Source organism: Actinomycetospora sp. (assembly GCF_036497245.1).
GTDB lineage: Bacteria > Actinomycetota > Actinomycetes > Mycobacteriales > Pseudonocardiaceae > Actinomycetospora.
This window is the reverse complement of record NZ_DASXJS010000216.1, coordinates 1-7,087: the sequence shown is the minus strand read 5'-3', so window position 1 is coordinate 7,087 and position 7,087 is coordinate 1. Positions and strand designations below refer to the sequence as shown.

Genomic DNA, 7,087 nt, shown 5'->3' with positions numbered 1-7,087 from the left:
TCGACGTCGACCTCCGCGAGCTCGACCCGGGCGTCGACGAGGAAGCACACCTCGACGTCGGTGGTGCCCGCGTCGATCGGGGTGAGCCGGGTCGTCATCGCGTAGTCGGCGTTCGCGTGCGCCCACAGGTTCGGCAGCCCGACGACGCGCAGGCTGCCCACGTCCTCGTCCGGGAGCCTGCCCATCACGGGCGCGACCATGCGGCCGTCGAGTGTCTCCGTCGTGAACCCCGCGCGCAGGGGGAGGCGCGTGAACCGGTACCAGGACCCGCCGGGGAAGCTCACCTCGTCGGTCGCGAGGCCGCGGACCTCCCAGCGGGCGCGGGCCGCGGCGACGGCGGAGTCGTAGCGCGGGTTCGGCCGCACGTCGCCGTGGGTGCCCTGCTCGAAGTTGGACAGCGAGAACTCCGGGTGGCTGCCGCGGCAGTGGTAGCACTCGCGGTTGTTCTCGACCAGCGTCTTCCAGTTCGCGGCCACCCGGTAGCGGTCGCGGGCAACGATCCGCGCGTCCGCCAGGCCGTGCGGCCCGAGGTGGCGGGCGGCGGCCTCGGCGAACCCGTCGAACGCGGGGGCCTCCTCGGGCGAGGAGGCGGCCGGGCAGACGAACACCAGGCCCGCGGTCTCGCGCACCGCGACCGGGGCGAGCCGCACGCCGTCGGTCGAGAAGTTCTGGCCCATCAGCCGCGCCGAGCGCAGGCAGCCGTCGAGGCCGTAGACCCACTGGTGGTACGGGCAGACGAACGCCTTCGTGGTGCCGCGCTCGGCGGTCGTGACCCGCGAGCCCCGGTGGGCGCAGACATCGTGGTGGGCGTGCAGCGTGCCGTCGTGGTCGCGCACGACGATGACCTGGTCGCGTCCGAGGGTGATGCGGAACCAGTCGCCCGGACCGAGCTCGCAGGAGTGGCCGGCGAAGGTCCAGTGCCGGGCGAAGACGTGCTCGAGGTCGGCGGCGAAGACGTCCGGGTCGGTGTAGGCGGGCTGGGGGAGGGTCCAGCGCATCGGGGTGGGCTCAGACATGGAACTGCCGCTCGAAGCGCGGGTCGAGCAGGGCGGGCCGGTCCAGGGTGAACGTGTCGATCGGGTGCCTCGAGCGCCCTGCCGTCGCGAGCTCGGCGAGGATCCGGCCGATCAGCGACGCGAACTTGAACGCGTGGCCCGCGCCGACGGCGACGTGGACGTTCGGCGCCTCGGGCACCGTGTCGATGACGAAGTGCTGGTCGGGCGGGATCGTGTAGAGGCAGGTCTTGGTGTAGAGCTCGGGGCCGCCGAAGCCAGGGACGTGGTCGGCCAGGAACTCCTCCTGGCGCTTGCGGCGCAGCGGGTCCGCCTCGAAGGTCCGCGAGTCGGCCGTGACCTCCTGGCCGCCCATGTGCTGGCCGAGTTTCGTCGCGACCTCGCCGTAGACCGGGAAGCCGTAGAAGTTCTCCGCGCCGTGCCACATGAACACGGGGAAGTTCTCGGGGGAGAAGTCGAGGAGGTTCGGGGTGGCGTAGTAGGTGACCTGCTCCTGCAGCACGGTCAGCGGGAGCTCGCGCCCGACGCCGGTGAGGATCTCGTTGGTGCGCGCGTCGGCGGTCACGACGACCTGCTCGGCGCGGTAGACCTCGTCGTCGGTGACGACCTCCACGTGGTCGCGCGTGGGGTGCAGCGCACGGACGGGGGTGTCCTGCCGGATGTGGGCGCCGTGCCCGCGGGCGAGGGCGATGTGCGTGGCGTTCGCGCGGCGGGCGTCGACGATCCCGGAGCGCTGCTGGTAGATCGCGCGCTCGTTCCCGCCCAGGCGGAACTGCGGCCAGCGCGCCGAGACGGCGTTCGCGTCCAGCTCCTCGATCGCGACGCCGTGGCGGGCGGCGACGGCGCGGTAGCCGTCTATGTTCCGCGTGCCGGTATCGAGGCGCGCCCGTGCCTCACCACTGTCCTCGATCACCAGCCCGCCGGTCTCGGTGACCAGCTGCTGGCCGGACACGCGCTCGACGTCGTGCCAGGTGTCGTAGGCGGCGGGGGCGAGGGCGGCGTAGGCGTCCTGGTGCTGGGCGAAGCGGATGATCCTGCTGTGGTCCTGGCTGGCGCCGTGGTCGTGGCCGAGGTGATGGGCCTCGAGCCCGAGCACGGCACCGTCCTTGCTCCCGGCCGCGCGGGCGAGCCAGTAGAGGGCGGCGGAACCGAGGCCGCCGCACCCGACGACGACGAGACGGTGTTCGCGATTCATGTGAGCGGATGCGCTCCCTGATCGGGGACTCTCTGGAGTGCCTTCCACCCTGGTCGGGGAGGGGTCGCCGCGGTGCGAATCCACGATCGGTGCTCCCACTGGTGTGAGAAGCCGGGCCTTATCGTCGGGGCCCTCTCCGCCGAGTGGACGCCCGTGGTTGTCGGCGCAGCCGTGCGGGCCCACTCGGCCAGTCGGAGCTACGCCGGGACCCAGCGGTACCAGGTGATCCCGACGCCGTCGTCGGTCACCGTCCGGCGCTGCTCGCGCGTCATCGACGTCACTCCTCGCCCCGGGAGGGCACGATCGTGGGCATGGATCTCGAGCTACGGCAGCTGCGGACGTTCCTCGCCGTGGCCGCCGAGCTCCACTTCAGCCGCGCCGCCCGTCGCCTGCACGTCAGCCAGCCGGCGCTCTCCCAGCAGATCCGCGCGCTCGAGCGGACGCTCGGCGCGGCGCTGTTCGACCGGTCGAGCCGGGCCACCGAGCTCACCCCCGCCGGCCGGGTGCTGCTCGACGCGGCGCCCCGGGTGCTCTTCGAGGCCGAGCGGGCGCAGTCGCTGGTGACGCAGGCGGCGAACGGGGCGGTCGGGCTCCTCAACGTCGGATCGGTGGGTACCGCTCTCGCCTCGATCACCCCGCGGATCCTGCGTTCGGTGCGGGCGTACTTCCCGGACCTGCAGCTCGAGGTGAGCCAGCAGGACACCGCCGCCCAGCTCGTGGCGCTCGCCGACGGCAGTCTCGACGTCGGCCTGGTGCGGGCGGCGGAACCGACCGAGACGGTGTCCGTCGAGCACCTCGTCTCCGAGCCGCTCCTCGCCGCCCTGCCCTCGGACCATCCGCTGGCCGACCGCACCTCGATCGTCCCCGAGGACCTGGCCGACGAGCCGTTCGTGCTCTGGCCGCGCCCGCTCGGGCGAGCGTTCTTCGACATCATCACCCGCTACTGCCTCGACCACGGGTTCAGCCCGCGCATCGTCGCGGAGGGCGCGGACATCGAGACCCAGCTCGGCCTCGTCGCGGCCGGGCTCGGGGTGTCGCTGCAGCCCTCCTACTACGCCAACCTGCGCCCGCCGGGCGTCGCCTTCCTGCCGTTGGAGGGGGAGGTGCCGCAGATCGCGCTGCAGGTGGCGTGGCGGCGCACGGACCGCTCGCCTGCGGTGGCCCACTTCGTCGAGGCCGCCCTGGAGTGCGCGCGAACGGCCTGAGAGCTCACCGATATCTGACAGCTCACTTCCGTTTTCAGTGCTACGGTCGATCTGGTCGGGCTGTCCCTCCGACGACGAGGAGTCCTCATGGCCGGCCCCACCGCCGAGACCCTGGCGCTGCCCCTGCACATGCGGCGGGAGCGGTTCGACCCGCCGGCCGAGATGCGCGGGATCCGGGAGCAGCCGGGCCTGAGCCGCGTCACCACCCCGATCGGGCGGCCGGCGTGGCTCGTCACCGGGTACGAGGACGCCCGCGAGGTGCTCGGGGACGCCGCCCGGTTCTCCAGCGCCGGCCTGCCGGTGATCCCGGTGCCGGGGACGACGCCCGAGGAGCAGCGCTCGGGCAACCTCCTGATGCTCGACCCGCCCGAGCACACCCGGCTGCGGCGCCTGCTCACCGGCGAGTTCACCGTCAAGCGCATCCGCCGGCTCCAGCCGCGCATCGCCGAGATCGTCGACGCCCACCTCGACGCCATGGAACAGGCCGGTCCGCCCGCGGATCTCGTCCCCGACTTCGCCCTCCCGGTGCCCAGCCTCGTCATCTGCGAACTGCTCGGGGTGCCCTACGAGGACCGGGCCGAGTTCCACCGCCGCGCCGCGACGCAGCTCGACCTCACCCGTCCGATGGAGGAGCGCGGGAAGGTCGCGATGGAGTCGCGGGCCTACATGGGCGAACTGGTCGACCGCGCGTTCGCCGCACCCGGTGACGACATGCTCGGCATGCTGGTGCGCGAGCACGGTGACGACCTCACCCGCACCGAGCTCATCGGCATCGCCTCGCTGCTGCTCATCGCCGGGCACGAGACGACGGCGAACATGCTCGCGATCGGGACGCTGGCCCTGCTGCGTCACCCCGAGCAGGCGGCGCTGGTCCGCGACGACCCCGAGGCCGCCGCGCCCGCCGTCGAGGAGCTGATGCGCTTCCTCTCGGTGGTGCACACCGGCGTCCCCCGCACCGCCACGGCGGACACCGAGGTCGGCGGGCAGGCGGTGTCGGCGGGCGACGTCCTCGTGGTGTCCCTGCCCGCCGCGGACCGCGACCGTGCGCTCGTCGAGGACCCCGACCGGCTCGACGTCGGGCGCGCCGCCAGCCACCACGTCGCGTTCGGGCACGGCGTGCACCACTGCCTGGGTGCGCCGCTCGCGCGCATGGAGATGGCGACCGCTTTCCCGGCGCTGCTGCGCCGGTTCCCGGGGCTGGCGCCGGCGATCCCGTTCGAGGACGTGGGCTTCCGGTCGGCCTCCGTCGTCTACGGCCTGCGGAGCCTGCCGGTCACCTGGTGAGATCGGCCCGCACGACCACATCCTTCCGACCACCACCGGAGGCCCCACCATGAAGATCAAGGCCGATCGGGACGTCTGCATCGGGGCGGGCAACTGCGTGCTCGCCGCGGAGAACGTCTTCGACCAGGACGACGACGCGATCGTCGTCGTGCTCGAGGAGAGCCCCGAGGGCAAGGACGCCGACGCCGCGCGCAACGCCGTCGGATCGTGCCCGTCCGGCGCGTTGTCACTGGAAGAATGACGTCGATGTCGGGAAACGCCCGGTCATGGGCCCGACGCTGCTAGCGTCGCCGCCCGTGACCGGGTCCGGCCTCTCGTCGCGGCCGCTGCGTGCGGACGCGCTGCGCAATCACCACGCGATCGTGGCTGCGGCACGCGAGGCGTTCGAGCAGGTCGGCCCCGACGTGCCGCTGGAGGACGTCGCCCGGCGCGCGGGCGTCGGCCCCTCCACGCTCTACCGCCGCTTCGCCGGGCGCGACGAACTGGTCGCCGCGGTGTTCGCGGAGTACTTCGAGGAGGCCGTCGAGCCGCTGCTCGTCGGGGCGGCCACCGACCACGATCCCTGGGCCGCGGTCGCCCGCGTGGTCGAGGAGATCGCCCGCGCGCTGCTGCACCGGCGCGGGATCCTGCGCGCCGCCAAGGACACGGGTGCCTTCACGACCGAGGTCGCGCTGCGTTTCATCGGCCCGCTGCAGGACCTCGTGACCCGGGCCCGCGCGGCCGGCGTGCTGCGCGACGACGCCGAGGCCCGGGACCTGCCCGCCGCCGCGGTGATGGTCGTGGCCACCGCCGCACCCTTCGGCGAGGACGTCCGCGCCGACCGCTGGGCGCGCTACCTCGCCTTCGTCCTCGACGCTCTCGCGGCCGAACCCGGGCGCATCCCGCTGCCCGCTCTCGAGCCACCGCCCCGCAGCGAGGTCGCCGACCGGCTCGCCGGCACCTGCACCCCACCCCACCCGTCGGGGACCACCCCGTCCGGGAGCACCCGATCCGACCCCGCGGAGTCCTGAGTGCCCACTCCGGCGCCCCCGTCGCACCCGCACCCGCTGCGCTGGACCCTCCGCGGCGACGGCCGCGCCCCCGGACCGGGCGAGGTGGTGCGTCCCGACGAGCGGATGAGCTGGGGCCGCACCGTCGGGCTCGGCCTGCAGCACGTCCTCGCGATGTTCGGGGCGACGTTCGTCTTCCCCGTGCTCATGGGTCTGGACCCCAACCTCGCGATCCTGCTCTCCGGGCTCGCGACGATCCTCTTCCTGCTCATGACCCGCGGGCGCGTGCCGAGCTACCTCGGGACGAGCGCCTCGTTCGTCGGGGTCGTCGCCGCGGTCCGGGCCGACGGGGGGACCAGCGCGGAGGTCACCGGCGCGATCGCGGTCACCGGGGTGGTGCTAGCGCTCGTCGGGCTCGCGGTGCACCTCGGCGGGGCGCGGGCGATCTCGGCGATCCTGCCGCCCGCGGTCACCGGCGCCGTCGTGCTGCTCATCGGCTTCAACCTCGCGCCGGTGGTGGCGGGCACCTACTGGCCGCAGGACCAGGGTGTCGCCCTGCTGACGATGCTCGTCGTGATGGTGGTCGCCGTGGCCGGGCGGGGGATGATCGGGCGGCTCGCGATCCTCATCGGGCTCGTCGTCGGCTACGTGCTCTCCGCGGTGCTCGACGCGACGATCGGGCCGATCACCGCCCCGAACGCCTCCGGGGTGGTCTCCACCCACCCGCGGCTGGACCTCTCGGCGGTGTCCGACGCCCCCTGGATCGGTCTGCCGTTCGGCACGCCCGACGCCCCGGGCCTGCACCTGCCCGCGTTCAGCGCGACGGCGATCATCGTCGTCGTCCCGGTGGTCGTCGCGCTCATCGCCGAGAACACCGGCCACGTGAAGGCCGTCGCGTCGATGACCCGCGAGGATCTCGATCCCTACCTGGGGCGGGCGCTCGCCGCGGACGGCATCGCGACGGCCGTCGCCGGCGGGGTGGGCGGCTCGCCCACGACGACGTACGCCGAGAACATCGGCGTCATGGCCGCCACGCGGGTGTACTCGACCGCGGCCTACTGGGTCGCCGCGCTCGTGGCGGTGCTGATCGGGTTCTGCCCGAAGTTCGGGGCGGTCGTCGCGGCGACGCCGGGCGGGGTGCTCGGCGGCATCACCGTCGTGCTCTACGGGATGATCGGCCTGCTCGGGGCCCGGATCTGGGTGGAGAACCGTGTCGACTTCTCCCGGCCGGAGGTGCTCGTCCCGCTGGCGGGGGGCATCGTCATCGGGGTCGGCGACGTGACGTACACGTTCTCCGGCGGGGAGCTCGGCGGGATCGCGTTGGGCACCGTCGTCGTGGTGGTCGGATATCACGCGCTGCGCCGGATCGCGCCGGGCGGCAGTGGCGGCGGACCCGGCGCC

General features: G+C 73.5%; 7 protein-coding genes. 5 read left to right on the top strand and 2 right to left on the bottom strand.

The window, feature by feature from the left end; all coding sequences use genetic code 11:
• Both VGI02_RS22985 and solA read right to left on the bottom strand, forming a co-directional pair.
• On the bottom strand, positions 1-1,016 hold a 1,016-nt coding region (locus tag VGI02_RS22985; RefSeq protein ID WP_331631231.1), incomplete at its 3' end, for an aromatic ring-hydroxylating oxygenase subunit alpha.
• Positions 1,009-2,208 carry an N-methyl-L-tryptophan oxidase gene (gene solA / locus VGI02_RS22980; RefSeq protein ID WP_331631229.1) on the bottom strand — a complete coding sequence of 400 codons (1,200 nt, stop codon included), beginning with the start codon at positions 2,206-2,208 and terminating at the stop codon, positions 1,009-1,011. The genes solA and VGI02_RS22985, both read right to left, overlap by 8 nt.
• A gap of 311 nt (positions 2,209-2,519) precedes the next feature.
• Here solA and VGI02_RS22975 point away from each other — a divergent pair, with 311 nt between their 5' ends.
• The 5 genes from VGI02_RS22975 to VGI02_RS22955 all read left to right on the top strand — a co-directional run.
• Complete coding sequence (locus tag VGI02_RS22975; protein ID WP_331631227.1) at positions 2,520-3,413, top strand: LysR family transcriptional regulator; 894 nt, start codon at positions 2,520-2,522, stop codon at positions 3,411-3,413.
• 87 nt (positions 3,414-3,500) lie between these two features.
• The gene (locus VGI02_RS22970; protein WP_331631225.1) at positions 3,501-4,697 is read left to right on the top strand and encodes a cytochrome P450; all 1,197 of its coding nucleotides are present in this window, start codon (positions 3,501-3,503) and stop codon (positions 4,695-4,697) included.
• A gap of 49 nt (positions 4,698-4,746) precedes the next feature.
• Entirely contained in the window at positions 4,747-4,938 is a 192-nt protein-coding gene (locus VGI02_RS22965) for a ferredoxin (protein ID WP_230740667.1), read from the top strand.
• 55 nt (positions 4,939-4,993) lie between these two features.
• Positions 4,994-5,707, top strand: a complete 714-nt coding sequence (locus VGI02_RS22960) for a TetR/AcrR family transcriptional regulator (RefSeq protein WP_331631223.1) — start codon at positions 4,994-4,996, stop codon at positions 5,705-5,707.
• Positions 5,708-7,087 (top strand): uracil-xanthine permease family protein (locus VGI02_RS22955; RefSeq protein WP_331631221.1); only part of this gene is annotated, 1,380 nt, incomplete at its 3' end.